Annotated in this window: 22 protein-coding genes and 1 riboswitch; of the genes, 11 read left to right on the top strand and 11 right to left on the bottom strand. The window is 63.3% G+C overall.

Annotated elements, in window-relative coordinates; all coding sequences use genetic code 11:
- Nucleotides 1-14 precede the first annotated feature (14 nt).
- Nucleotides 15-1,037 (bottom strand): MBL fold metallo-hydrolase, encoded by a 1,023-nt coding sequence (locus tag BLT40_RS05495; protein WP_255363951.1) that lies wholly within the window; start codon nt 1,035-1,037, stop codon nt 15-17.
- Nucleotides 1,038-1,261: 224 nt separating this feature from the next.
- On the opposite strand from BLT40_RS05495, the gene BLT40_RS05490 reads away from it, so the two are divergent.
- Nucleotides 1,262-2,611: a PepSY-associated TM helix domain-containing protein gene (locus BLT40_RS05490; RefSeq protein ID WP_090352050.1), complete on the top strand. Its 1,350-nt coding sequence runs from the start codon at nt 1,262-1,264 to the stop codon at nt 2,609-2,611.
- A gap of 31 nt (nt 2,612-2,642) precedes the next feature.
- Here the strand turns inward: BLT40_RS05490 and BLT40_RS05485 are convergent, their stop codons facing one another.
- Together BLT40_RS05485 and BLT40_RS05480 are read right to left on the bottom strand one after the other, a co-directional pair.
- On the bottom strand, nt 2,643-4,058 hold the full coding sequence (locus tag BLT40_RS05485) for an NAD-dependent succinate-semialdehyde dehydrogenase (RefSeq protein ID WP_090352047.1): 1,416 nt from the start codon (nt 4,056-4,058) through the stop codon (nt 2,643-2,645).
- Nucleotides 4,059-4,130: 72 nt separating this feature from the next.
- The gene (locus BLT40_RS05480; RefSeq protein ID WP_255363950.1) at nt 4,131-5,102 is read right to left on the bottom strand and encodes a helix-turn-helix transcriptional regulator; all 972 of its coding nucleotides are present in this window, start codon (nt 5,100-5,102) and stop codon (nt 4,131-4,133) included.
- Here BLT40_RS05480 and BLT40_RS05475 point away from each other — a divergent pair.
- The gene (locus BLT40_RS05475; RefSeq protein WP_090352042.1) at nt 5,089-6,723 is read left to right on the top strand and encodes an NAD(P)/FAD-dependent oxidoreductase; all 1,635 of its coding nucleotides are present in this window, start codon (nt 5,089-5,091) and stop codon (nt 6,721-6,723) included. The two genes, BLT40_RS05480 and BLT40_RS05475, sit on opposite strands and share 14 nt — an antisense overlap.
- A gap of 50 nt (nt 6,724-6,773) precedes the next feature.
- On the opposite strand, the gene BLT40_RS05470 is transcribed toward BLT40_RS05475, so the two are convergent.
- The 3 genes from BLT40_RS05470 to BLT40_RS05460 are packed head-to-tail and all read right to left on the bottom strand — an operon-like array spanning nt 6,774 to nt 12,417.
- The gene (locus tag BLT40_RS05470; protein WP_090352039.1) at nt 6,774-8,219 is read right to left on the bottom strand and encodes an efflux transporter outer membrane subunit; all 1,446 of its coding nucleotides are present in this window, start codon (nt 8,217-8,219) and stop codon (nt 6,774-6,776) included.
- A complete protein-coding gene (locus BLT40_RS05465; protein WP_090352037.1) occupies nt 8,216-11,305 on the bottom strand; it encodes an efflux RND transporter permease subunit in 3,090 nt (1,029 codons plus the stop codon). The genes BLT40_RS05470 and BLT40_RS05465 overlap by 4 nt, the downstream gene beginning before the upstream one ends.
- A complete protein-coding gene (locus BLT40_RS05460; protein WP_176809109.1) occupies nt 11,302-12,417 on the bottom strand; it encodes an efflux RND transporter periplasmic adaptor subunit in 1,116 nt (371 codons plus the stop codon). Before BLT40_RS05460 ends, BLT40_RS05465 begins: the two co-directional genes overlap by 4 nt.
- 859 nt (nt 12,418-13,276) lie before the next feature.
- Between BLT40_RS05460 and BLT40_RS20225 the strand changes: the two genes are divergently transcribed.
- The 4 genes from BLT40_RS20225 to BLT40_RS05445 all read left to right on the top strand — a co-directional run bounded on the left by BLT40_RS20225 (nt 13,277) and on the right by BLT40_RS05445 (nt 15,952).
- Nucleotides 13,277-13,519, top strand: coding sequence for a serine hydrolase (locus BLT40_RS20225; protein WP_176809108.1), 243 nt, complete (start codon nt 13,277-13,279; stop codon nt 13,517-13,519).
- Between the two features lie 127 nt (nt 13,520-13,646).
- Nucleotides 13,647-13,835, top strand: coding sequence for a tetratricopeptide repeat protein (locus BLT40_RS20220; protein WP_176809107.1), 189 nt, complete (start codon nt 13,647-13,649; stop codon nt 13,833-13,835).
- A gap of 13 nt (nt 13,836-13,848) precedes the next feature.
- Nucleotides 13,849-15,063: an acyltransferase family protein gene (locus BLT40_RS20215; protein WP_176809106.1), complete on the top strand. Its 1,215-nt coding sequence runs from the start codon at nt 13,849-13,851 to the stop codon at nt 15,061-15,063.
- A gap of 154 nt (nt 15,064-15,217) precedes the next feature.
- Nucleotides 15,218-15,952, top strand: coding sequence for a thioesterase II family protein (locus tag BLT40_RS05445; protein ID WP_090352028.1), 735 nt, complete (start codon nt 15,218-15,220; stop codon nt 15,950-15,952).
- A gap of 12 nt (nt 15,953-15,964) precedes the next feature.
- On the opposite strand, the gene BLT40_RS05440 is transcribed toward BLT40_RS05445, so the two are convergent.
- The gene (locus tag BLT40_RS05440; RefSeq protein WP_176809105.1) at nt 15,965-16,270 is read right to left on the bottom strand and encodes an acyl carrier protein; all 306 of its coding nucleotides are present in this window, start codon (nt 16,268-16,270) and stop codon (nt 15,965-15,967) included.
- A gap of 307 nt (nt 16,271-16,577) precedes the next feature.
- Here BLT40_RS05440 and BLT40_RS20555 point away from each other — a divergent pair, with 307 nt between their 5' ends.
- Nucleotides 16,578-16,964, top strand: a complete 387-nt coding sequence (locus BLT40_RS20555; RefSeq protein WP_255363949.1) for a hypothetical protein — start codon at nt 16,578-16,580, stop codon at nt 16,962-16,964.
- 324 nt (nt 16,965-17,288) lie between these two features.
- Here the strand turns inward: BLT40_RS20555 and BLT40_RS05430 are convergent, their stop codons facing one another.
- Complete coding sequence (locus BLT40_RS05430; RefSeq protein ID WP_176809104.1) at nt 17,289-17,843, bottom strand: potassium channel family protein; 555 nt, start codon at nt 17,841-17,843, stop codon at nt 17,289-17,291.
- 354 nt (nt 17,844-18,197) lie between these two features.
- A riboswitch (cobalamin riboswitch) is annotated at nt 18,198-18,414 on the top strand.
- A 435-nt stretch (nt 18,415-18,849) separates the two neighbouring features.
- Here BLT40_RS05430 and BLT40_RS05425 point away from each other — a divergent pair.
- From BLT40_RS05425 to BLT40_RS05415, 3 genes are all read left to right on the top strand, one after another.
- On the top strand, nt 18,850-19,776 hold the full coding sequence (locus tag BLT40_RS05425) for a hypothetical protein (protein ID WP_090352020.1): 927 nt from the start codon (nt 18,850-18,852) through the stop codon (nt 19,774-19,776).
- Between the two features lie 473 nt (nt 19,777-20,249).
- On the top strand, nt 20,250-20,603 hold the full coding sequence (locus BLT40_RS05420; protein WP_090352018.1) for a DUF4440 domain-containing protein: 354 nt from the start codon (nt 20,250-20,252) through the stop codon (nt 20,601-20,603).
- Nucleotides 20,603-20,959 (top strand): hypothetical protein, encoded by a 357-nt coding sequence (locus BLT40_RS05415; protein WP_090352016.1) that lies wholly within the window; start codon nt 20,603-20,605, stop codon nt 20,957-20,959. Before BLT40_RS05420 ends, BLT40_RS05415 begins: the two co-directional genes overlap by 1 nt.
- 22 nt (nt 20,960-20,981) lie before the next feature.
- Here BLT40_RS05415 and BLT40_RS05410 read toward each other — a convergent pair whose 3' ends face one another.
- Nucleotides 20,982-21,326, bottom strand: a complete 345-nt coding sequence (locus BLT40_RS05410) for a MerR family transcriptional regulator (RefSeq protein WP_218124533.1) — start codon at nt 21,324-21,326, stop codon at nt 20,982-20,984.
- Nucleotides 21,327-21,434: 108 nt separating this feature from the next.
- On the opposite strand from BLT40_RS05410, the gene BLT40_RS05405 reads away from it, so the two are divergent.
- Nucleotides 21,435-22,367, top strand: a complete 933-nt coding sequence (locus BLT40_RS05405; protein WP_090352012.1) for an alpha/beta fold hydrolase — start codon at nt 21,435-21,437, stop codon at nt 22,365-22,367.
- Between the two features lie 55 nt (nt 22,368-22,422).
- On the opposite strand, the gene BLT40_RS05400 is transcribed toward BLT40_RS05405, so the two are convergent.
- On the bottom strand, nt 22,423-24,000 hold the full coding sequence (locus BLT40_RS05400) for a Gfo/Idh/MocA family protein (RefSeq protein ID WP_090352010.1): 1,578 nt from the start codon (nt 23,998-24,000) through the stop codon (nt 22,423-22,425).
- Between the two features lie 30 nt (nt 24,001-24,030).
- Nucleotides 24,031-25,113 (bottom strand): LacI family DNA-binding transcriptional regulator, encoded by a 1,083-nt coding sequence (locus tag BLT40_RS05395; protein ID WP_254857180.1) that lies wholly within the window; start codon nt 25,111-25,113, stop codon nt 24,031-24,033.
- Between the last annotated feature and the right edge of the window lie 51 nt (nt 25,114-25,164).

Here is a 25,164-nt window from a genome sequence, read left to right as displayed (position 1 = left end):
CGGACGTGCCGGAATCAGCGCCACCAGGCGACCATCTCGTCTGGTGCCTCCATGTCCACGCGCTCGCCCATCATCGGCGTGGTGATCTGCACGTCCGCAGCGCTGGCCAGCGCGACGATGCGTTCAAACGGTTCTTCCCACGGATGTAGTGCGAGATCGAAGGTGCCGTTGTGGATCGGCAGCAACCATCGGCCGCGCAGATCGAGGTGCGCCTGTAAGGTCTGCTCAGGCTGCATATGGACGAACGCCCAGCGTTCGTCGTACGCACCGGTTTCCATCAGCGTGAGGTCGAATGGCCCATACGCGTCACCGATTGCCTTGAAGCCGTCGAAGTAACCGCTGTCGCCGCTGAAGAACACGCGCATCTCGTCATCCTGGATGACCCACGATGCCCACAGCGTATGGTCGCTGTCGCGCAGCCCGCGACCCGAGAAGTGCTGGGCTGGCGTGGCGGTCAGGCGCAGGCCCTGGACGTCGGTGGACTGCCACCAGTCGAGTTGTTCAACCTTGGCCGGGTCGATGCCCCAGGCCACCAGTTGGTCGCCCACACCCAGCGGAGCGATGAAGCGGGCTGTCTTCGCCGCCAGTTGCATCACGGCCGCGCGGTCCAGGTGATCGTAATGGTTGTGCGACAGGATCACGCCAGCGATGGGCGGCAGCTCGTCGATAGTGATCGGCGGGGCGTGGAAGCGCGCGGGGCCGGCCCAGCTGACGGGCGAGGCACGCTCGGAGAACACCGGGTCGGTCAGCCAGAACTGGCCGCGTAGCTTCATCAACATGGTGGAATGACCCAGTCGATAAAGGCTGCGGTCGGGCGCGGCCTCGAGTTCGCTTCGCGTCACCGGGCGCACGGGAATCGGGCGGTCCGGCACCGTGCCTGCGGGCTTGCCCCGGACGAACAGCCAGGTAAGTTTAAGTCCTTCCCAGAATCCCATCGCTGGACGAGGCCGGGGATTGATGAAACGCCCCTCGCGGTACTGCGGCGAGCGGTCGTGGTTCGGAAGCGGGCGCTGGCGGCAGAGGGCTAGGGTGGTCACTCGAGGTTCCGGGGCGGGGAGGGATGCGGGGGGCAGGTAATAAACTATACCAGCGGGTTCAATTAATCGCACGACCCGGCATCGCGGGGTGTCACCGTGGGCGACGCACGGGTTGCCAGGACACGGCGTGCGCGGCATGTTGCCGCGTACGTGAGCAGGCGAAGGGTAGGATAATCGCGATCTCTGGACGTGGGTCCAGACTTATTCCCAGCCAAGGACCATCGATGGGTTCGCGTTACCGCATGATCTGGCGATGGCACTTCTACGCCGGACTGTTCTGCCTGCCTTTCATCGTGTGGCTGGCGACCACCGGCATGATCTATCTGTTCAAGCCGCAGGTTCAGCCGTGGCTCGAGCGCGACTACGCGCACGTGGCACATGGCGCGCCGCAGGCGCCGTTCGTCCAGATCGCGGCGGCTCTCGCAGCGGTGCCGGGTGGGGTGCTCAACGCCTATGAACTGCCGGTCACACCCGATCAGGCCACCCGTGTGCTGATCGGCAAGGGGCCCCGGGTCATTCGGGTGTTCGTCGATCCTTCGACGGCGACCGTGTTGCATGTCGTCGATGAAAACGACCGTTTCATGCAGATCGTTTTCTATCTCCACGGCGAGCTGATGGCGGGGACGCCCGGCTCGATGCTGGTCGAGCTGGCGGCAAGCTGGACCATCGTGATGCTGCTCACCGGGCTTTACCTGTGGTGGCCTCGTGGAGGCCGTTTGCGTGGCGTGCTGATTCCCCGCCTGGCCAGCGGCTCGCGGATCTTCTGGCGCGACATCCATGCGGTGACGGGCGTCTGGATATCGGTCATGGCCCTGACTTTGTTGCTGTCGGGGCTGCCCTGGGCAAAGTCGTGGGGCGGCATGCTCAAGGAAGGTCGTCAGCTGTACGCACAGACCACGATCACGCAGGACTGGACCATCGGCAGCGCCGCCGAGCGCAAGACGAATCGTGCCGCGAACACGCCGGTGATGGATGAGCACGCGCATATGGCAGGCATGGGTGCGTCATCCAGCACCGCCATGGTCGATCCGGATGCCTATAGCCCGGTCAACGTACTGGCGCCGAAGGTCGCCGCACTCGGGTGGCCAGCGCCGGTGCTGATCAGTCCGCCGTCGGCGTTGAACCCGCATTGGTCGGCGCGCAGCGATACGCAGAACCGCCCTCGACGTATCGAGGCGCGGCTGGATCCGCTGACCGGCGCCGTTGTTTCTCAGGTGCGTTTTGCCGATCGGCCGTTCCTCGATCGTCTGATTGGCTACGGCGTGGCGATGCACGAGGGTCAGCTGTTCGCGCCACTGAACCAGATACTTGGCGTGATCACGGCCCTCGGCTTGCTTACGATGTCGGTGAGCTCGGTCGTGCTCTGGTGGCGACGCCGTCCGGTGGGGGTCCTTGGTGCGCCTCCCGCGCGTCGGGATACACGGGCGGGAGGCGTCCTGGTGGCGCTGATCGTCTTGCTGGCGGTCTTTCTGCCGCTCTTTGGGGTCACGCTGCTGCTCGTACTGCTGCTTGAACGGTTCGTCGTGCGTCGATGGGAACGCGGACGCCATTTCCTTGGCCTGTCCGGGACGTAGTCCGTCCCGGTGAGCGGACTCAGGCCGGTACTCAGCTAACCGTTTTCGCCCAGACCGCCTGCGCGTTGGTGAATTCGCGCAGGCCGAAGTGCGAAAGCTCACGCCCGTAGCCGCTTTTCTTGACGCCACCGACGGGGATGCGCGCGTCCGATGCACTGAAGCCGTTGATGAAGACGCCGCCGGTCTCGAGCCGACGTGCCACGCGCTGCGCCCGGGCGACGTCACCGGTCCACAGGTTGCCGCATAGCCCGTAATCGCTTGTGTTCGCCAGTTCGATGGCGTGTTCCACATCGTCCGCGATGGTGATCGCGGCGACCGGACCGAAGGTCTCTTCGTCGAATGCGGCCATGCCCGGAGCGACATCGCTCAGTACGGTGGGCTCGTAGAAGTTTCCGGCTCCCGGCAATTTCTTGCCACCCAGAAGCAGCGTCGCGCCGGCGGCGATCGTCCTTTCGACCTGGTCATGCAGTTCGTCGCGCAGATCCTTTCGCGCCATGGGCCCGATCTGGGTCGATGTGTCCATGGGGTCGCCGACTTTGAGGGCCTTCGCCGCCTCGACGAACTTGCGCGTGAACTCCTCCGCGACGGGACGCTCGAGGATGAAGCGCTTGGCCGCCAGGCAGACCTGTCCGGCATTCTGGAAGCGACCGCGGATCGCCGCCTCGACGGCACGATCGATGTTCGCATCGGCCAGGACGATGAACGCGTCGCTTCCACCGAGTTCGAGCAGGCTCTTCTTCAAAGCCTTGGCTGCGGTCGACGCGACAGCCGCTCCTGCGCGCATGCTGCCGGTCAAGGTGACAGCGGCGATGCGGGAGTCTTCGATGACGTGCGCGACCGTCTCGTTATCGGCGTTGAGGTTTGCGAACAACCCCTTGGGAAAGCCGGCCGCCTCGTAGATTTCCTGCAAGGCGTGAGCGGCACCCATCACGTTGGGCGCATGCTTGAGAACGAAGCCGTTGCCTGAGAGCATGACCGGCCCTGAAGCGCGAAGAACCTGCCAGATCGGAAAATTCCACGGCATCACGGCGAGAATGGTGCCGACGGGAAGGTAAGACACATAGACCTCGTCGTCGCCGTCCACGGTAACGGGTTCGTCGGCGAGAATGGCCGGTCCGTTCCCGGCGATCCAGTCGATCGTCACCGCGCACTTGGCGACTTCGGCACGCGCTTCGCCGATCGTCTTGCCCATCTCGGCGGTGATGAGCGAAGCCAGGGCTTCCGAGCGGTCACGCAACAAGGTCGAGAATCGCCGATAGGCCGCGACCCGCTCGGTCATCGGCGTAGCGCGCCACAGACGGAACGCGGCCGCGTTGTTCTCGAGCAGCCGCTCGATTTCATCCGAGGTCTGGTAGGGGTAGGTCGCGATGAGCTCGTCGTTGGCGGGGTTCCGGGATACGCCGCCGTTGGCGTAGATTGTGGCGGGGTTGTTCGCTTCGTTGGTCATGTCAGGCTCCGTAAGGAAGGGTCCCGAGTCATTATGGTCATCGGGAATCGGCCAACAAGGCGTCCTCCTATCCTATGACCGGGAGTCACAGGCAGGGCGCTGGGGAATATAGGTGACGAGCGAAAGATCCGGGCGCCCCTCGGGCGTGAGTGCCACATAGGTGAGCTTCGTCAGGCCCAGGGTGGGGTGCATCAGCCGTTTCATGCCTTCGTCGAAGCCCTGCACGTGCGTGTCCTGCCACCACGCCCGGAACTCGCCGCTGACATCGCTCAGCTCCGAAACGATCAGGTCGAAGGGCTTTTTGTCCTGCGCGCTGGCCCGTGCGGCACGGAAGGCGGAGATCATCCCGCGCGCCATCTGCTCCCAGTCGAGGATGAGCGTCCGGTACGGCGGATACAGGAAAAGGAGCCGCAGGGTATTGCGCTCGTGTGATTCGAGCGAGCCATAGTCGACGAAGAGATCCGCGATGGCGTCGTTCCAGACGAGGATGTCGAACTGCGGGTTGCGGATATAGGCGGGGATGGGGTCGATCGCTTCGACGAGCATCCGCAATCCATGGCTGATGTCGTCGCCACTTTTCACGACGGGCGCGGCACGCGAGCTCAAGGCGGACAGATACCCGGCTTCGACGTCGTTGAGCCCGAAGACTTCTGCGATGCGGCGCAGCGCATCGTCCGATACGCGGATGTCGCGTCCTTGTTCGAGCCAGGTGTACCAGCTGACGCTGATCCCGGCGAGCTGGGCGACTTCTTCACGCCGAAGGCCGGGCGTGCGCCTGCGACCCTCAGCAAGGCCGAAGTCGGCGGGCCGCAGCTTCGCGCGTCGGTCGGAAAGAAACAGGCCGAGCTCGCGGCGTTCGTCCCGGTTCGTTGCTCTCATCTTGCGCCGTCCTCGTTCACGTCGCTGTGCTGCTGGTTGTCGGGGATCGTCGGCCAGTGTAGTTCGGGCCGGACCAGCGGGACAGCCGCGCGCAGCATTCCCCTGGCCAACATGCGAAAATGCCCGGTCACGCCGCCAGACCGCCCCGTCCATGATCCGACTCACCGACATCAAGCTCCCGCTCGACCACGCCGAAGGCGCGATCGAGGCGGCCATCCGCGCCAGGCTGGGGCTCGGCAAGGGCGGCGTGCTCGGTTTCACCGTGTTCCGCCGCGGTCACGATGCCCGCAAGCGCGGCCATATCCAGCTGATCTACACGCTGGACGTGGAGGTGGCGGACGAAAAGGGTCTGCTCGAGCGCCATGCCGACGACAAGCACGTGCAGCCGACGCCGGATACCAGCTACCGGTTCGTCGCCCAGGCACCGGCCGATCTGAAGCAGCGTCCGATTGTCATCGGTCTTGGGCCCTGCGGCCTGTTCGCCGGCCTGCTGCTCGCGCAGATGGGGTATCGACCGATCATTCTCGATCGCGGCAAAGCCGTGCGCGAACGCACGGTCGACACGTGGGCGCTCTGGCGCAAGCGCAAGCTGGAGCCGGAGTCCAATGTGCAGTTCGGCGAAGGCGGGGCAGGGACGTTCTCCGACGGCAAGCTGTACAGCCAGATCTCCGATCCGCTGCACCACGGTCGCAAGGTGCTCACCGAGTTCGTCAAGGCCGGCGCGCCGGAAGAGATCATGTATGTCAGCAAGCCTCACATCGGCACCTTCCGTCTGGTGACGATGGTGGAGTCGATGCGCGAGACGATCGAAGCGCTGGGCGGCGAGATCCGCTTCAACCAGCGTGTCGAGGATCTGCTCATCGACACCGCCGCCGATGGCTCGCGCCAGCTGCGCGGCGTCACGCTGGCCAGCGGTGAGCAACTGTTGAGCGATCATGTCGTGCTGGCCGTGGGACACAGCGCGCGCGATACGTTCTTCATGTTGCACGATCGCGGTGTGTACATGGAAGCCAAGCCGTTCTCCATCGGCTTTCGCGTCGAGCATCCGCAGTCGATCATCGATCAGGCCCGGTTCGGGCCGCAGGCGGGGCATGCACTCCTCGGTGCCGCCGATTACAAGCTCGTGCATCACTGCAAGAACGGCCGCTCGGTGTACAGCTTCTGCATGTGCCCTGGCGGCACCGTGGTCGCCGCGGCCTCCGAGCCGGAGCGCGTGGTGACCAACGGCATGAGCCAGTACTCACGCAACGAGCGCAACGCGAATGCCGCGATCGTGGTCGGCATCGACCCGGAAGACTTCGCCGCGTTCGATGACAGCGGTAGCCCGCTGGCCGGCATCGCCCTGCAGCGTGCGCTCGAATCGCGCGCGTATGAGCTGGGCGGTCGCGATTACAGTGCGCCCGCTCAGCTGGTGGGCGACTTCATCAAGGGCAGAGCGTCCGAAGAGTTTGGCAGCGTGCAGCCGTCGTACAAGCCGGGGGTGCGTCTGACCGACCTTGCACCGTCGCTTCCCGCGTATGCGATCGAGGCCATTCGTGAAGCCTTGCCGGCGTTCGATCGGAAGATCAAGGGCTTCGGCATGAACGACGCGCTGCTGACCGGCGTCGAGACACGTACGTCATCGCCGGTACGTATCCGCCGGAACGAGACGTACCAGAGCCTCAACACGCAAGGGTTGTTCCCCGCGGGTGAAGGCGCGGGGTACGCGGGCGGCATCCTCTCCGCAGCGGTCGACGGGATCCGCGTGGCGGAAGCGGTGGCGTTGAGTATCAACGGCGGGAAGTGACGTCTTCTTCAGAGTGCGGTCGCGTCGCTGACCGTCAGCACGAGTTTGCCTCAGGTATGTGGTTGCTCCTTGCCTGCGGTGCGGGCCGGATCTTCGCTGCCGCTGGCGATGGACTGCTTCAGGGCGACGGCATCCTCGAGACGAGCCGCGCGCGCGGTGATCAGTGACAGCTCCGCATCGCGCCAGGCCTGTTCGGCGGTAAGGAGCGCGATGAGGCTCATGTCACCGGCGGCGTACTGTGTCTGGGCGATGCGGTAGCTGGCCAGCGCGGTTTCCCTGGCCGCCTGCGCCAGATCGAAGGCGCGCCTGTCCGCTTCGACGGCATGCAGCGCGTCACCGACGTCGGCGAAAGCATTGATGGCCGTGCTGCGGTACAACGCGGCCGCCCGGCGGTTGTTGGCCTCGGCGGAGCGCTGCTGATGCCGGAGCGTGCCACCGTCGAGGATCGGCGCCGCCAGATCGCCGGCCAGATTCCAGAAGGCCGTGCCCGGCCCGAACAGATTGCCGAACCGCGCCGCGGACGAGCCACCGCTGGCGCTAAGGGTCAGCGCGGGCAGGCGGGCGGCGACCGCGACACCCACCTGGGCCGAGGCCGCATGCCATTGCGCCTCGGCTGCCTGGATATCGGGTCGTTGCTCCAGCCATGCCGACGGCACGCTGGTGGGCAGATCCGTCGGCAAGGTGAAATCGCCCAGTGCGAGGGAGGGCACCCCGGCATCGACCGTGTGGCGACCTTCCAGTGCCGCGTTGCGGTCACGCTGCTTCAGCCACTGTTTCTCGATCGCGGGGCGCTGGGCCTGTGTGGCGGTCAATGTCGCCGACTGGAGCAGTACGTCGCTCTGCGCCGCATCACCCAGGGCATAGCGCTTGCGGGCGATCTCCAGGGACTGTTGCTGGACCCTGACCGACTGATCGATGGCGTCCAGTTGCGCCTGCAGGCTGGCCTCCTCGATAAGACCGACGCACAGGTTGGCGATCAGGGTGAGGCGTGCCGCCTGCCACTGGTAGCGCTGCTCGTCCGCCTGCGCGACCAACGATTCGACGGCGCGCCGGTTCGCGCCGAAGAGATCGGGGGAGTAGCTGATCGACAGCTGCGCTGTGTGCAGGCTGTACACGTAGCTCCCGTCGGCGGGCACGCTGGACAGCGCGCCCGATGTCTTCTGCCGGGTGGGATTCACGCCAGCCGTGACGGCAGGAAAGAATGCGCCCCGCTGCGCGAGCGCCGTCTCCTGCGCCGCCAGCAGAGCTTCTTGCGCCGCCTGGATATCGGGGCTGTCGCGCAGCGCCCGCGCCACGCGCTCGTCCATCGCTGGCGCGCCGAACGATGACCACCAGTGGTCCCGCTCATCGGGCGAGACCGTGGCCGGGACGGTGGGCGACGGAAAGGCCTTCGCCAGGTCCGGTTTCGCGAAGTCGGGGCCGACCGCACAGCCGGCCATCGACACGAGAAGCCCACCCATCAGGAGAGACGCAAACAGCACTTTGCACAGGTTCATACGATGCTCCTCGACCGGGCGGCGCGGCGCTGCGCGCGCTCTTCGATCAGGCAGTAAAGCGAAGGCAGGACAAAAAGGGTCAGCAACGTGGCAATGCCCAGACCACCGACCACGACGGTGGCCAGGCCGCGCTGAACATCGGTACCGATTCCCGTGGCCAACGCGGCCGGGAGCATGCCTGCCGTGGCTACGGTAGCGGTCATCAGCACCGGGCGGAATCGCTGCGTGGCACCCGCCAGCACCGCGGCTTCGATGGATGCACCTTTCTCTCGTACCCGGTTGAAGTTGGAGACCATGATCACGCCGTTCTGCACAGCCACACCGAACAGCGCGATGAAGCCCACGGCAGTCGCGATGTTCAGTGTCTCACCGCGCACGGTGATGGCGATCAGTCCACCCACGGCCGCGAGCGGCACCACGCCAAGCACCAGCGCCGCCTGACGCAGCCTGCCGAATTCGGAAAAGAGGAAGATCGTCATCACGGCGAGCACCATGACAAGCGCCAACGCCAGCCGCGACTGCGCGCGTCGCTGATTTTCGAACTGGCCACCCCATTGCAGTCGGTACCGGCTCTTGTCGAAAGTCACCTTCGCTGCGATCTGGCGATCCGCGTCGGCGAGGTAATCCGACAGCGCGCGGCCACGGTTGTCGATCCGCACGATCAGGTTCCGCTCGCCCATCTCGTGCGCCACCGTCGCCTCACCGGATTGCTCCCGGATCCGCGTGACCGAGGACAGGGGAATCTGCGCGCCCTCCGCGCTGCGCAAGGTCAGGGCACCCAGCTTGTCCGGGCTGCTGGCGATGTCGCGCGAGACCTTGGCCGTCATGTTGTAAACCCGGTCGTCCACGTACACCTGAGACACGGGGGCGCCGCCCAGGGCCGTCTGGATCAGCGCGTCGACGTCGCTTACGTTGATGCCATAGCGCGCGGCGGCTTCGCGGTCGATCTCGATCGCCACCTGCGGCACCGGCGGCTCCTGGAACACCGAGGCGTCGGCCGTTCCGTCCAGGCCCTTCAGCACGCCGACCACGGCATCGCCGATGCGGCGAAGCTCCGTGAAATCGTCGCCGTAGATGCGCAGCACCAGGGGGCTGTGCGCACCGCCTATCTTGTCGTTCTCGCCATCGATGATGGGCTGGCTGATGCCCACGCTGATGCCGGGAATGGTCTGCAGCCGGCGATTGAGCCTGGTGATGAACTGCGCCTTCGTCTCGCCATGCGGCCAGCTGTCATAGGGTTTGAGGCCCACACCGGACTCGATGTGCGAGGGTGTCCACGGGTCCGTACCGTCGTCGTTGCGACCCAGCTGGGTCACCACATACGACACCTCGGGAAACTCGCGCACCGCGTCGCGATACTGGCTGGCCATGCTGCTGGCCTTCTCCAGGGAAAGGCCCGAGGGCAGCTGCACCTGCACCCACAGACCACCTTCGTCCAGCTCAGGCAGAAACTCCTGGCCGACGCTGGCGCCCAGTGATACGACGCAGACCAGGGCCGCCACAACGATGATCACCGCCACCGACGGCCGGCCAATCAGACGCTTCAGCGCACGTCCATAGGCGTCCTGCAGGCGTTCCAGCGGTCGGTTGTGGAAGATTTTCCTCGGCTTGCGGAACGCCATGTAGGCAAGCGAGGGGACGAGCACCAGCGTCGTCACCAGCGCGCCGAGCAGGGCGAAGCCCACGGTGTACGCCATGGGAGCGAACAGCTTGCCTTCGGCATGCTCGAACGCCAGCAGCGGCGCATAGGCCGTGATGATGATGAGCGTGGCAAAGAAGATCGGACGCGCCACCTTGCCCGTCGCATCCAGCACGGTTTCGGCCGTGAGCGTCACCTCCGGATCGGCCTCGCGGCGACGCAGGATGGTTTCGGTCACCACGATCGCGCCGTCGACGATCACGCCGAAATCGATGGCACCCAGGGAAAACAGATTCGCCGGCGTGTGGGTCAGGTGCATCAGGATGAACACCACGACCAGGGAAAACGGGATCGTGACGGCGGCGATCAGCGCGCTGCGTGGGCTGCCCAGAAACAGGATCAGCACGAGACAGACGAGGCCCACACCCTCGATGACCGTATGCTCGACCTTGTGCACCGTCGCCTGCACGAGATCGTCGCGGTCGATATAGGGAACGATACGGACATCCTCCGCCGCGAGCTTCCGGTTCAGCTCATCGACGGTCGTATGAATGCCCTGGAGCACGCGCGAGGCGTTCTCGTGCAACAGCATGTCCACGATGCCTTCTATCGCATCTGGATTGCCATCCTTGCCCAGGATGCCTTCGCGTGTCTGGTGACCGTAGGACAGCTGCCCAAGATCGCGCAGCATCACGGGCACGCCGTTGCTGTGACTGACAACGATGGCACCCATGGCGTCCAGGGTCCGGACCAGACCGATACCACGCACGACGTACGACTGCTCGCCACGCGAGATCCGGCCGCCGCCGGCGTTGGCGTTGTTGGCGCTCATGGCGGCGATGACATCGTTCATGCCCACGCCGTAGCGCTGCAACGCATCGGGGTCGACCGTGAGCTGGTACTCCTTCGTGAGGCCGCCGAAGTTGTTGACGGCGGCCACGCCGGGCACCTTCTGCAGCGCCGGGATGACGGTCCAGCGCTGCAGTTCCGAGAGCTGCATCAGGTTCTTCGATGGGGATTCGAGCGTGTAACGGTAGATCTCGCCCGCCGGGCCGGTCACGGCATCCAGTCCCGCAGACACGCCGGCTGGCAATGTCACGTTCTCCAGTTGCTCACGGATGCGTGAACGTACCCAGTAATCCTCGCTGCCCTCGCTGAACGTCATCGTGATCAGGGACAGCCCGAATGAACTGCTCGACCGCATCGAGGCGAGCCCGGGCACACCGGCGAGCGCACGCTCGATCGGCGTCGTGATCTGCTGCTCCACCTCTTCGGCGGCCAGCCCGGGGGCCTGGGTAGTTACCTGGGCGGTGACGTCGCTCAGCTCGGGGTAGGCTTCGATGGCCAGCTGGGTCGAGGCGTAGTAGCCGTAGCCCAGGGTCAGCAGCATCACGGCGAATACCACGCCACGGCGGTGGAAGCAAAAGGCGATCAGGCGCGCGATCATTGCAGCAGCACTCCGCCACGCACGACGACACGATCGCCGGCTTGCAGGCCGTGAACGACTTCCACGGTCGCGCCTTCGTCGCGTCCCGTATCGATGTCGCGACGCTCAAACTGCCAGGGCGCGCGCTCGATGAACACACTGCGCCGGTCGTTATCCATGACCAGAGCCGTCTGCGGTACGAAGAGGCGAGGGCCGCCCGGAACCTCGAACGCAGCGGTCCCGAACATATTCGGCAGCAGGCGGTGCGCGGCGTTGTCCACCCTGAGGTGGACCTTGATGCGTCGCGTGGTGCTGTCGAGCACCGGATCGATGACATCGACCTTGCCCTGCAAGGTCACGCCTGGCAGTGCGGTGAAAGTGAGCGTTGCATTACTCCCGCCGGACACCGATGCGCTGTCCGCCTCCGGCACGTTGGCGGTGACCCACATCCGATCTAAGTCGGTGACCGCCATCAGCACGGTGCTGGTGTCGTTGATCCGCGAACCCGCCGCGATACCGAGCGATGTCACGACGCCATCCATGGGTGCACGAATGTCGAGGACGGACGCGTTTGACGCCGTGCGTGGCGTACCGGTAAGCGCCGCCACCTGAGTATCCGCCCGGGTACGTTCCGCCGACGCCTGCGCATACGCGCTCCTGGCCACCTCGAGATCCTTCGTGGCTGCGCCACCCGCTTCAGTCACCCGCTGGGCACGGGTCAGCGCCTGCTTCGCAAGCGCTTCGGCGTCGCGCGCCCGGGCCTGGTCGGACCGGGCCTGCGCGACATCGCCGGAGGTCATCGTCAGCAGGACCTGTCCTTCCCGTACTTTTTCACCCAGGACGACGTCGACCTGGGCGATCCGCCCGGCACCCGGTGCGAGCACCGTCACCGAGCGGGCAGGGTCGATCTCCACCGTCGCGGGCCAGGTGACATGCATGGGCGCAGTGTCGACAGCGACCGGCGCGATGCGAAGCTCGCTCCGCAGCGGTGAGCGCGGGTCGACCTCAATGCGGTTGCCATGGACACTGAAAGCCGGCGCCGTGCCGGACGCGCCATCGGGTGTGGCCCGGTCACAACCGGCCAGCAGGAGCGCAGCCGCCAGAGCGGCAGCGATGAGGGCAGGGTGGTTCATGGCACGACCGGGCACGCGCACGCACCGGCATCCGCGCCGGGCCAGGGTGGCCGGCACGCTATTTTTGATGTTGTACATCGCTCTGCTCCGACAGCGGCCGGGAGCGAGCGGGATCAGCCCAGGCGGATCCGGCCCACGCCTTGCGCGCAGGGGGTTGGATGGTGGGTGGCCATCAGCGATACATCGATCGCGATGATCATTCGACTGGGATAACTGTCCATATATTCCGGTTGGAAACCTAAGCCCGTTGGGTGACGGGGGGATGCCAGGCGTGCTCCTCTGTCGTTTCAGACGCACTGATGACGGGCACGATCGATCCGCACTTCAGCAGGAAGTGGCTAAGTGTATGCGTACGGATTTTTCCCGAATCTTTCGGCGTCGAAGAATTTACGCGTTTTTTGCGCGTCGGGGCTTTGACCTTGTTACCTGGCATTCGATTCGGGGCTGCGGGCTGATATAAGCATGTTCACCGCTTCTCTCAGTTGTTCGTCGACGCCACTCGTGGCTCCGAGCGGTCGATCGCGTACCTCGACATCAGGTGACGCGCCGCGGTTTTCCAGTACGAAGCCTGCATTGGCGTCAACCAGGCTGTCCTTAGGGACGGTCACGGTTGTGCCGTCCACCAGTGGAAGCCTTCCCTGGATGCCCCGGACGCCTCCCCATGTTCGCTCGCCCACCACACGGCTCAGACCGTACTTGCGGAAATAGTAAGGAAACTGATCGCCGTCGGAGGCAGAAAATTCGTTGGTGATGACGACGAGTTTCTGCGGTCCGCGCCCCGCGGGAAGATCTTCGCGCGCACCCTGCCGATTGAGGAACTGCCCGGCATGCCGCCGAAGCAGGAGGTCTCGGAAGGGGAATGGTCATCCGGCCGGGCTGGATCCGCGCGGGTCTGCCGAAGGGCTTTTCCATCGCGGGCAAGTCATGTACCGGACCGACGGTCGACGGGCATCTGTCTGCATGGAACGACATGGGTATCGTGACGTCGCCGAGCGGGCGGCACATGATCGTGGCGGCGTATCTGCGGGACAGCACGTTATCGGATGCGGATCGCAGCGCGATTTTCGCCGACCTCGGCCGGGTTGTCGTGGCCGCGATGTAAGTCGGCCGCAGGGTGATGAAGCCAGGCGTCAGGATCGTGAAGCCAGGCATCAGGATGGTGAGACCACGCGTTACGGTGAAATGCATTGCCCGCGTTGTGAAGTGACCGCCGTAGGAGACCGCAACGCGTGCGATCATATTGCCTGCGCGGCGACATCAACGTCCTGCTCGGTGACACGGGTTCTGCCGTGGCCGATTTCGAGCGCGCGCTGGCTTGCGGTACTCTCCCCGCCGACGCCGTCTTCGCCGTGGATGCCGCGTGCTACGACACCTATCCGACGAGTTGCCTGGAACGCCTTGCACCGAACGATCCATGACAGGGAATGCAACATGATAAGTATCACCTCCGCCACACGCACCGGGAACGGCGGCCGCAACCTCCACATCGACATGCTTCGTGGCTTGTCCATCGTGATGGTTATGCTGCTGCACTATTCGCTGACGTACCGGCTGCATGCGAGTCCACTGAAAGAATGGCTCTCGGTGCCGACCCTGCGCACCATCTTCTTCAATGGCAATTATGGCGTCTCAGTGTTCTTCGTAATCTCGGGCTTCCTGATCACCTCGAACATCCTGCGCCGCTACGGCTCGCTGACTGGGGTTAACATCACGCACTTCTACAAGTTGCGCCTGTTCCGCCTGTATCCCTCGGTGGTGCTGGCCCTGGTGATCATCACCGTGCTCGGCCTGGTCGGCCTTTCGAACTTCGCCAACGCGAACAAACAGGTGGATTTCGGCAACGGCTTCTTCGTGATCGCCAACCTATCGGTGCTGACGTTCTGGCACAACATCCTCATGGAGTCGGTGGGCTATTTCAACTATGCGATGAACATCTACTGGTCGCTTTCAGTGGAGGAGGTTTTCTACCTGCTCTATCCACTGGTCCTGGTAATCGCGCGTCGTCGCTGGCAGATCGTGTTGCTGGCGATCGCCGGCATCGTCGTGGCCCCTGCTTACCGGTGGTTGCATAGCGACGACGAGTTGTTCTTCATGTGTGGCAACCTGGCCTGCGTGGACATGCTCGTCTACGGTTGCGCGGCGGCTATCGCCGCAAACCTGGTGACGTGGACAGTGCCGTTGAGACGTGTGCTGGCTACGCTGGCCTTCGTCGCGATGTGCTGGGTCTATATGCAGGGTATCGCTGGCAACGAAGCGTTCGGTGCGACACTGATGGGCATCGCCGCTGCGATCTTCCTGATAGCGGTGTCGCGCTTGCCGGCTGGCGTCTTGGTACGTCGCGCTGGTAGTCCGCTGGCGTGGTTCGGCTCGCACAGCTACGAGCTCTACCTCTTCCACATCGTGGTGCTGGGCATCATGGGGGACCTCGTGCCGCGGGCGAAAATGAGCCCGGAGAATAAGCTACCTATGCTTGCGTTGTTCTTCGTCCTCTCTGCCGTGTTCGCCTGGGCCGTAGCACGGTTCTACGGTGACCCGCTCAATCGACGTCTGCGTGCACGGTTCACCCTTCGGACGACGAGCGAACGAGAGGACGAGGCGGCATCAACGTCCGCGCCGATCATTCAATCTCGTGAATCCGGCCACTGAGTCCGGCGTCGAGCGCCCGCTGACATGCACCCACGCGGTGACGCAGCGTACGGCTGTTCCGCGCGTATTCGTCATCGCATCAAGGACACCGTGTGTCAGCAGGCACCACGCGGTTATCTTGTCAGATCGTCCTGCCGATCGAAGCTGACACCACATGGAAATCGATTCACCCTGGTTTGTTCGCCGCCGCCAGATTGCACCAAGTATGAGGCTGTTTTGCTTTCCTTACTCGGGCGGTCAAGCGGGTTTTTATGCACCGTGGCAGGCTGCGCTCGGGGAGGAGGTAGAGGTGTGTGACATCCAGTTGCCCGGCCGCGGTGCGCGGATTCGCGAAACGCCGCTTCGCTCGCTGGATGCCGTCGTCGATGCGGTGGCGCCGCTGATCGCTGAGGAGGACGACGTGCCATTCGCGGTCTTCGGTCACAGCATGGGGGCATTGCTGGCTTTTGAGGTGACGCGCCGGCTAATACATGTGTACGACAGGGCGCCCGCCCGTCTCTTTGTGTCCGGTTGCGAGGCGCCGCGCCTTCGCTCACCCGGAACGATGCATCTGCTCTCGGACGCCGCGCTTGTCGACGAACTGCATCGACTCAACGGCACGCCCCAAGCCGTGCTCGCCAACCGAGAGTTGCTCCAGCTATTTCTTCCCATCCTGCGTGCGGATTTCAGTATCGGCGGCACGTATGCCTATCAGGCACCGGCGCCACTGGACGTGCCCATTACCGTCTTGGCGGGCACGCGTGACCCGTATACGCCGCACGCACGGGTCGCGCCCTGGCTCGACGAATCACAGCGCGTGGGCGAGGTGCGATGGTTTCATGGCGATCACTTTTTCATCCATTCGTCTCAGGCCGACGTGATGGCGTGTATCGAGGCGGCCCTGGCCTGACGCCGCCAAGGACTACCGCACACCCGCGCCGCGACGCGACAAGGCGACACGCCGCGCGTCGGCGCGCGCACTCGTCTCCATCGTTCGCTGCCCGTCTTCCGGCGCCGGCCCCGTGCTTCCCAGGGCTGTCGCCAGCGAACGAACGCTTGGATATAGGTAAACATCGGTGATGGTCGCCGCTCGCGGCGGGGAAAGCGCATTCAGGCGAACGACAAACTGACTGAGCAACGCCGAGTTCGCACCGAGTTCGGCGAAGTTCTTGGAAACATCAATCATCTCGATGGGCAACCGGCAGAGCTCGCCTAGAAGTTGCGCCACGGCTGTCCCTCGTGGTGTCGCCGGAGCGTGGACACGAGGCGGCGCGACTGAAGTCAGGTCGATGGCACGCAGCGCTGCACGGTCTATCTTTCCGAGCGAGGTCACCGGCAGGTGAGGCAAGGGCACGAATACCAGAGGTCTGCAAAGACAGCCCCAAAAGCTGGTTCAGCTGAGCAGCGGCTTCGACCGGCGAGGGCAGGGCTTCGACAAGCACACGGGCTTCCACGACTTCGGGTTGAAGCGTCAGCGCAGGTCTACGCCCCACACTCCGCGCCTCGTCCTCGTACCGCTTGAGGCACAGGTGGGCATGTTCGACGGTTATCCACCAGTGGCGCATGTCGGACTGCTGAAACACACGACCATCCGGGGTGACGAGCTTGCCGCGAACGAGTTTGAAGTCATCCCAGCCGTCCTCGAGCGCACCCAAGTCGCCCAGGCGAAGCAGCCGGAGCAGTCTAACGACCGACCAAGGCACACGCCGCTGACCGTTGTCCCAATTCTGGACGGTGCGCATCGGCACGCCGAGGAAAGCAGCGCAGCGCTTCTGGCTAAGGAAACAGGTCATGCGAAGCTCGCGGAACTCATCCCAGGAGATGAGCCACGAGCGAACACGAGGGGCTTTTTTCGTAACGGCAGGACCGTTACGGTTATTCGCATAATGTATATTATGTCAACTTGCGAATTGTTTTCGTAAAGTCCTCATGTCTTAGTCCAATTGACGCTCGATCGTCAGTTGCGTCGTTCCGGCATCCTTAGTTGCAACCTCGCCACCGAATCGCGATACCAAACGCGCAGGTCGCACCGATAGTTGCCACTCATTCGGCGACCCGATCAAAAGTTGGCACCTTCGTCGTCGCGACAATGAGCCCAAGCCAATTATCGGGCAAGCGCGCCACGCCGTCATGCGACTGGACACCAGGTCACCGAACTAAATCCGCTGATTTCCGCTTGAGCCCCCCGAATTGTTAGCTGCGAGCCGACAAGGAACCCGACCGACTGCAGGTTTGGCTGCTGTGGCTCATTCGCCATGTCTCCGACCTTGCTCAGAAATCGCTCCTCCTCGAAGAAACACGAGCACGAAGAAGACTGAGTGAGCGGTGCCCAACATAGCTTCAAATATCGCGAGCGCGCGCCCGGCCCCCGCATTAGGAACGAAGTCGCCATAACCGAGCGTGGTGAACGTCACGGCAGAGAAGTAAATGGCGTCAGTGCGCGTGACCCTGACACCATTTGCAGCGGCGGGACTAAATAGGTCATACGCGGCCCAGCCGAAGCCCGCGCATTGAAGGATTACCAGCAAAGCTATAGCGACGTACAAAAGTACGCTTCCGTAGAGTTCGTGTTCACGAATCACCAGAGCCTGAGGAATCAATCGAGCAATCCAAAGGTAGGCAACAGACGTCGCGAGAATCAGAACAGCGACGCCCCACTCCGCCCTAGCCTCCATAGATGAAAAAGGCCAACCACGCGTCGCAATAATCTTTGCAGTAGTACAGGCACCAACCGCCAATAGCAGGGGGCGGTGGAACCGAACATATTCCGAGGTGCGAGCTTTAAGTTGTAGATACTTCATCATTTATACCTGGCCATTGAATCAATGAGACGGGACGACGCCGATGAGACATGCGCATATCATTGAAGGGCGCCCGCTAATGTCGCGGCGCAGCCCCCGCCTGCAGCCACGGCAGTGCTCTATCATTTATAGCGATGCTAGAAACCGCGATGGCCCGTTGTTTTTTAGCGAGGTATCGACAGTAAGTCTACGGGTTGCATTATCTGGCAGCCTCGACCACACCATCATGTGACTGAATTGCATTGGGGTTGCCCCATCCGTACCCATCCCGCAATAATGCGGGCTAATGTCGATAGAGCGATGTGGAACAATGCTTAGATCCCACATCTTGTGTTGACGAAGGCGCGATGCATCTATATCGTGCGTTCCGTTGGTGTCCGAAGAGGCGCGAGTGCCCGTCGGACTTAATAGGGGATCCGTTGCAAATCCGGAACTGTCCCTCAGCGGTAAGTGGAAACGAACCCGTCAGATGCACTGACCCTCAGTGGTCGGGAAGCGACGGCTAGGCCCGGATCCGAAAGGCGTCCCCGTCCACGAAGTCCGAGAACCTGCCAGCAACCGTTACCTGCCCATGGGTGCGGTTTTAAAGGGTGTCGCTGGGAGAGTCTTCCCCTTCCAGTGTGCATGCCACTCAGAACTCTCGTCGCGGGAACGAGAAAAGCCTGACCTTTGGAGCCTCTTCGATGAGCTCGTTGATCGCTGTGCTAGGCCTTTTGAAGGCCATAAAAACCCTTCCTATCCGCTGCTTCCTCGCTATCCAGCTCGGGCAGACGACGCTGAGCGTCACTATGGAGGCGAAGCACGGGTAAGCCCGACGCGGTAGTGCTGAGTGGAGCTCGAGATCCGCTCAGCGTCGACCGTGTCTGGTCATGGTCACGTACACGAACACCGGCATTCTTGGCGGAAGATGGGGAATTCAACCGTGGGGAAAGCAAGTCGAACGAAGGCGCAGCGCCCAAAGCCACCGCGCCATCAACATTCACCAGTCGCGGCTTCATACGTCTTAGTGATCGAGTGGTTGCCTCTAAACGACGGCGAGCGTCGCACCGGCTCCGAACTCGCTGAGGTGATCGAGCAATGGCAACGTGTCGAACTGCGTGTCTGCTGGACGCGTGACGATATTATCGCCGCACTAACGGAGGCGCATGCGCACCTCAAAGCGACCGGTGAAATCCCTATCGTGCACTTTGAAGCACATGGATTCACAGACCGCGAAGACGGCGCCGATCGCGCCGGAATCTGCTTTTCCCAACGCGGCGGAATTGAGCAAGAACTCACCTGGTCGGAAATAGCGCCATACTTGCGCGCCCTGAATCACGATTCTCAATGCCGCCTGCTGGTTGTGGGTGCGTCGTGCTTCGGCCTGGCAGGCCTCGACATGTGGAGTATCGACTCATTCGCTCCGTTCTCGTCGATCATTGGTTTCAATGCCAAGGTCAGCACAACTACATTGGCGTCGTCGATGCGCGAGTTGTACCACCAGCTATTCGTTGGCGGTCACAAGAATATTCCCCTCGCGGTTGAAGCGGCGAATCGGGAGCTGCGCGATGGCGAACACTTGGTTACGACCTCGATGCACAAGCACGTAGGCGATACGCTGCGCGGCTTCATAAATCGAGAACTCGATCCACGCACCCGGACTGTGGACTTCGAGCGGTTAAAAATCCTTCATAACGCGAACCATCCGGATGATCCGTGGGGTGATGAGACGCTCAACTATCACTGGCGGGTCATCGCCGAACGTCACTGCAATAGACTGCTCGAGGTGTGTTTCGACTACGCCACGTTTCCCGAAAACCGCCGTCGTTTTCCGGTAAGCGTGCGAGCGCTGTTAAATGCTGCTACGCGAAGAATCGAGAAGCGAAGCCCTTTGCCGCCTAGCCAAGCAAGGGACAAGTGGCCACCCGTGAGTGCCCCAGTGATTAACGCTTAAGTGCGCCGCACGATCTCGCCAGGCGGTTACTAACGCCGCAGGCGTCTGGGACCGTGGACGAGGCTGCCGCCGATCTCGATGCGTGAAGTGGCAACGGGCCAGACGGCAGCAACGCGGCGTGGGGAGTGCCGTGTTGCCCGCACACTGATCGGCGAGAGATCGAATCCTTAATTACTAGCAAAATCCGTATGTTAGGGGAAAAAGTGCGCTTTTTTTCCTAATTCACGGCCGTCCTTCATGTGTGTCTGCGTCTGCCCGTTGCGCGCGCTGTCTACGGCTATCTGGGGTTGACGCAGGCGAGGTAGCGCCGCCAGGCAATGGATGACGTGTCCCTCATCAGTGCGGTCAAAAACGAAGTCGCTCATCGTCAGCAACGCTCGACCCTACTCCACGTTGTCACCGGCACACGCCGCACTTAGTCTTCCGCCACGACCCAACATCACGTGTGGAAAGCGATGAATCGTGGCTCCAGGATGTCCCTTGCTCTCTGCATCGCGCTCACCAGCGCCGCTCACGCCCAGTCGCTTCCGCCGGATCCCCAGATTGTCAAGACACTGCGTCACAACGACGAGCTGCTTCTCGAAGCTGTCCACCGGGGCGATCGGGAGACATGGCGCCGGTTGACGACGTCCGACTTCATGTACGTCGAAGAGGGTCACGTCTCGCGTCGCGCCGAATTCCTGAGCGAGCTCGCCGAAGATGGCTACAAGGCGCTGATCATCGTGGATTACGAAGCCCAGCAGATCGGCGATACGGTGCAGGTCTTCCATCGCGACGATGTTCCACAAAGGCCGGGCAAGCAGTCGACGAAGGATCGCATCTGTTGATGACCGAGACCTGGCAACGCGTCGACGGAGAATGGCGGCTGCGCCTCGTGCATACCGATCGGATACGCCGGAATCCTCCGGCAATCGCGCTTAACCCGCAGGACATCGATCCATGGGTCGGGACGTATGGGAACGGCGACGCGACATATCGGATCGAACGGCATGGCCTGAAAATCTCAGGGCAACGCTCCGGCAAGCAACCCGAGATCCTCGAGGCCGAAGCCCGCGACGTGCTGTTCCAGCCGGACAACCTCTACGTCCGAAAGGTCTTGCAACGTGATGCCGGAGGTAAGGTCACCGGCTTCATGGACCGTGACGAGAATTCCGATCGGCTCTGGACGCGCGTCGACCGGTAATCTTCGTGAGGCCTCCGGCGCGCTAGACACCTTCGGACAGCATCCCGCGCAGTTCGGCCCGTCGCCGCTCCAGTTCTGCGATCTGGCGCTCAACGGAAGCGAGCCGCCGGCGTTGCACGTCACTGGTTTCCGAACAGGCCGCGGCACCTTCGATCATGCGCATGCAGTCGGGAAATCCGCGAATCTCGGCCAGACTGAATCCCGCGGCGATCAGGCGCTGGATTTGCCGGACCTGCGTCACGGCAGCCCGGGAAAACAGCCGGTAGCCATTCAGCGCTCGAGCAGAGGTCAGCAGCCCGTTGTCATCGTAGTGGCGGATTGATCGCAAGCTTGCACCGCTTTCCTTCGCGAGCGCGCCGATGGTCATTTCTGCCGGTGGCTTAGACATGGAAGGCGACACCGTTTTTCGCTTGACAGTCACATCAGTGTGAGGGTTCAGACTGGGCTTGTCCAACCGACCCAGGAGTCATCATTTATGTGTCTGTCGAGGTTCTATCGCGCGTTCGGTGCGATGCTGATCGTCTTTGCGATGCTGGCGGGATCGCCGGCGGCGCATGCGGAAAACAAGGCGTACACCGTCACCGCCTCCGATGGCGTCGTCCTCGCCGTGCAGGAAACCGGCGATCCCGCCGGTCCTCCGGTCATCCTGATCCATGGCCTCCTCGGAAGCCGGCTCAACTGGGAAAAGCAGTTGCAGGATCCTCGCCTGCGCCATTACCGGCTGATCACGTATGACCTGCGCGGCCACGGCCTGTCCGGCAAGCCCACGGATCCCGACGCCTACCGCGATGGACGGCGCTGGGCCGATGACCTGGCTGCGGTCATCGAAACGACAGGAGCACATAAGCCCGTGCTCGTGGGATGGTCGTTAGGCGGTGCGGTCATCTCGAATTATCTGGCGACCCATGGCGATGGCGACGTCGCCGGCGCGGTCTATGTCGACGGCGTGATCGAGTTGAAGCCCGACCAGATCACGGCCCACCCGGAGGTTTATCGCGACATGACCTCCACCGCCCTGAAGAACCACCTGGACGGGGAACGCGCCTTCCTCAGGCTGTGCTTCCATGACGAACCTGACGCGACCACGTTCTCGCGCCTGTTGGCGAATGCGGCGCTCGCTTCCTGGGAGATGCAGCGGGCCGTGCCATCGATGACGGTCGATGCGGCCGAAGGACTGAGCAAGGCAAAGATCCCGCTGCTGCTGATCTATGGCGAACACGATGCCCTGGTCATGCCGGGGCCGAGCATCGCGAGGGCGAAAGCCATCAACCCGCGGATTCAGAGCAAGCTCTACGCCGCATCCGGCCACGCACCGTTCCTCGAGGAGCCCGAGCGCTTCAATCGCGATCTGGCGGCCTTTGTTCGTGCGGTCACATTGCCTCGCGCACAGACCCAGGGGGACAACTGATGCCGGACTGCGGCTCTGGCATCACCAGCCCGGCAGATCAGAAGAACGAACGCCGTTACAACGACCACCCTGCCCGATAATCCCGCCGCAGGAACTGATTCGCCTCCGCCATATTGGTGACCCGCATATTCTGCGCATCGTATTCGATGCGCCCACCCGCTCGCAGCGACACGACGCCCAGCAACATCACCTCGGTCAGCCGCGCGGCGTATTCAAAAGGCGACGTCGTCTCCCCCTTGCCCTTGCAGGCATCCACCCAGTTCATTTCGTGCGAGGTTTCGATGCGGGCGAACTTCCGCGGCGGCGTACCCACCGACTCCTGCAGCGAGTGCGGTAGCAGGCGCGGGTTGTCGCCATAGGTTTCGTGCACCAGCTTGCCCTTGTCACCCACGTACAGCACGCCACCATCGTGCATCTGCCCTGCCCCCAGCGCCTCGAGCCCAGGCGGCAGCAGCGCGCCGTCGTACCACGTGAGCCGGACGGGCGGCTTGTCGCCGCGAGCCGGGAAGTCGTAGTACGTCATCGTCGCGGTGGGGTACGACTCGTGGTTGAAAGGAGTCGAGACCGTTTCCACCGAGGTCGGGAAGCCGAGGTCGAGCGACCAGAACGGCGAATCGATCAGGTGCGCGCCCATGTCGCCGATCGCACCCACGCCCCAGTCCGTCCAGCCGCGCCAGTTGAATGGGTGATAGAGCGGGTGGTACTCGATGACAGGGCCCGGGCCCAGAAACAGGTCCCACTCCAGACCTTTCGGCATGGGATAGTTGCCGGCCATGGCATTGGCAAGGCGGCTGTTCACCGCATCCATGTCCCAGCTTGCGTCGTCGGGCTTCGGTACGGCGCGCGGACGTGGCACGCCCTGAGGCCAGTAGCCGAGCGGCCGGTTCGTCCATGCGTGCACCTCGCGCACCTCGCCGATCGCGCCGGCGTCGATGTATTCGTGGATCAGGCGGGTGTCGTCGGTGGAATGGCCCTGGTTGCCCATCTGCGTGACGATCTTCGGGTTTTCCCGTGCTTTGCGTGCCATTTCGCGGGCTTCGAAGATGGACCAGGTGAGCGGCTTCTGTACGTAGACGTGTTTGCCCAGGCTCATGGCCGCGCTGGCGATCACCGCGTGCAGGTGATCGGGTGTGGCGATGACCACCGCGTCGATATCCTTCTGCTGCTCGAGCATCTTGCGGTAATCGGTGTAGCGCTTGATGGAATCGAACTTGCCGGACAGCAGCTTCGTCTGCGCGATCCGGTCCTCCAGTTCCTTGCGCCTGGCAGCGGTCGGCGCCCTGGCAAGCCGGGCCTGGAGTTCGCCAACCCCGGCGAACATCTTGCGGAAGGATGTATCCGTATAGCCCCAGTCGACGTCGCACAGGGCGACGATGTTCTCGCTGGCCAGGGCGCGCATGTTGGCGGCGCCCATCCCACCGACGCCGATGCCGGCGATATTCAGCCGGTCGCTGGGTGCGGTATGGCGAGGACCGCCGAGGACATGGCGGGGCAGGATCAGCAGCCCGGTCGCCGCCATGGCCGTGCCGGCGATGAAGCTGCGGCGTGAACTGTTGACGCTGTCCGGATGGCCCGCGCTAGTCTCGGCGGTGCGGGTGGGCTGCGCTTTCTCGATCTTTGGTTCGTCAGTCATGGAGAATGATCGCCTCTTGCAGTGCAACGATTACCGGTCCCGACGAGGACCCGTGGAGCCACGGACAACCAGATCGGCTGACAGCACGCGCTTGCGCGGAGGCACCTGGGGATCGTTGAGGATTTCGATGAGCATGGTCATGGCTTCGCGGCCCAGCGCGTTCTTCGGCTGGGACACGGTGGTCAGCGGGGGTGACGTGTAGCGGGAGAAACGTATGTCGTCGAAACCGACGACCGACACGTCCTCCGGAATGCGCAGGCCTGCGGCGGTCAGCGCGCGCATCGCGCCGATGGCCATTTCGTCATTCGAGCAGAACACGGCGCTGAAGGACCGACCCTGCGACAGGAACATCTCGACGGCGCGCTCCCCCGCTTCGATGGAGAAATCACCGATGGCGGTCAGCGCCGGATCCGCAACGATCTTCGCCCGCTTAAGAGCGAGGTGGTAGCCCTCTTCGCGGTCGACGCAGATGGGGCTGGAGCCGGGGCCGGCGATGAACGCGATATCGCGATGGCCCAGTGTCACGAGGTACTCGACGGCCGCGGCGGCCGCGCCGACGTTGTCGACATAGACGCTGGAAATAGCGCTGTCCTTGACGTACTCGCAAGCGTTGACGAGCGGCAGACGGCCGTCCATCGGAATGGCCGGAACGCGATGGAACATGGTGATGATGCCGTCCGCCTGGCGCGCCGCGACCATGTCGGCATACGTCTGTTCCCGCACCAGGCTGCTCTGCGTCTCACCGAGGAGGACGGAATAGCCCTTCTCGTACGCCACCTGCTCGATACCTCTGATCACTTCCGAGAAGAACGGGTTGGCGATGTCCGGGAGCAACGCGATGATCAGGCGTGTCCGGGCCGTGCGCAGATTGCGCGCAAGAGCGTTCGGTGTATAGCCGAGCCGCCTGACCACCTCGTGGATGCGCAGCCTCGTCTCTTCGCTGACCAACTCGGGACGCTGCAGCGCTCGAGAGACAGTTGCAACGGAAACCTCCGCGATGGCCGCGATCTCCTTCACCGTACGCACGCGTGCAGGACGCGGCGCAACATCGGCGAGCGCCTCCTTGTCCGGAGCGGCCCGTTTCCCTTTCCGCTTTGTTTCGTCGGCACTCACGCGCTGATCATCCTTTTGCACAGCCTTTTCGAACTGGCCAGCAAGCGCTGG

Origin of the sequence: Dyella sp. 333MFSha, assembly GCF_900102405.1 — a bacterium.
In the GTDB taxonomy this organism is placed as follows: domain Bacteria; phylum Pseudomonadota; class Gammaproteobacteria; order Xanthomonadales; family Rhodanobacteraceae; genus Luteibacter; species Luteibacter mycovicinus.
This window is presented reverse-complemented; position numbering and strand designations above follow the sequence as displayed.